Source organism: Mesorhizobium waitakense (assembly GCF_056431085.1).
Map to the genome: position 1 here is coordinate 1 of NZ_JBWKME010000234.1, position 1,383 is coordinate 1,383.

Below are 1,383 nucleotides of genomic sequence, written 5' to 3' on the forward strand. Positions count from 1 at the left end.
GGGGACGCCTGGCTCATGCGGTCCGGGCCCGACGATATCGGGCTCGGCACAATAAAGTGACGCATCATTCTCCACCTGCATCTCCTGCCGGTTCACTACTGGTCAGTCCCTCGAACGATGTCGTCGCTGCTTTTGCTGACGTCGCCGGGCGGGCGACGACATCGGTCATGCCCACGCCGTGCTGTCGGCGCTGCGACTGTCGACTGTCGCCGTTCGTTCGCACCGGCTTCGTGCGTCGCCGGGGGCCTCGTTATGCCCGTGAAGCTGACTACGCAGACGGAGAGCCCGTATCATGACCATCAGCCCCGAACTGGAAGCGCAGATCCTGCGCCTGTATCACGCCGAGAAGTGGCGCTGCGGCACCATCGCCAGGCAATTGCATGTCCATCACACGACGGTGCATCGCGTTCTGGCCCAGGCGGGATTGCCCCGGCACAAGCCGCTGCAGAGAGCCTCAATCATTGACCCGTATCTTCCATTCATTGAGCAGACGCTGGAAAAGTTCCCCTCGCTGACCGCCAGCCGCCTTTATGCGATGGTGCGCGAGCGCGGCTACCGGGGCTTGCCGACGCACTTTCGGCACCTGGTCGCCCTGCACCGTCCCCGCAAGCCGGCCGAGGCGTTCCTGCGGCTGCGCACATTGCCGGGCGAGCAGGGACAGGTCGACTGGGCCCACTTCGGTCACATCGAGATCGGCAACGCCCGCCGGCCGCTCATGGCGTTCGTGATGGTGCTTTCTTACTCACGCGACATCTACCTGCGCTTCTTCCTCGACGCGCGCATGGAAAACTTCCTGCGCGGTCACGTCGGCGCGTTCAACACATGGTGCGGGCTGCCCAGGGTCCTGCTCTACGACAATCTCAAGAGTGCGGTGCTCGAGCGCCAGGGCGATGCGATCCGCTTCCATCCGACGCTGCTTGCCTTCGCCGGCTTCTATCGGTTCGAGCCACGTCCTGTCGCGGTTGCCCGGGGCAACGAAAAAGGCCGCGTCGAGCGCGCCATACGGCATATAAGGGAAGCATTCTTCATCGCCCGCAAGTTCACCGATCTCGACGATCTGAACGCCCAGGCCGAACAGTGGTGCCGCAACCAGGCAGCCGACCGGCCATGCCCCGAGGACCGGACGATGACGGTCCGCCAGGCGTTTGCGCAAGAGCAGCCACTGCTTCTGCCGCTGCCCGCCAACCCATACCCCGTCGAGGAGCAGGTCGCCGCCAAGGTTGGCAAAACGCCCTATGTGCGCTTCGACCTCAACGATTACTCGGTACCGCATGCTCATGTCCGGCGCACGCTCAGCGTGCGCGCCGATCTCGGCCTGGTCCGCGTCTTCGACGGCGCAAAGATGATCGCCAGTCACCGTCGCAGCTATGATCGCGACCAGCA

At 64.3% G+C, this 1,383-nt stretch carries 1 protein-coding gene; it reads left to right on the top strand.

Going from position 1 to position 1,383, the window contains the following annotated elements:
* Nucleotides 1-292: 292 nt before the first annotated feature.
* The coding region (gene istA / locus AC07FD_RS39460; protein WP_478354205.1) for an IS21 family transposase at nucleotides 293-1,383 on the top strand (1,091 nt) is incomplete at its 3' end.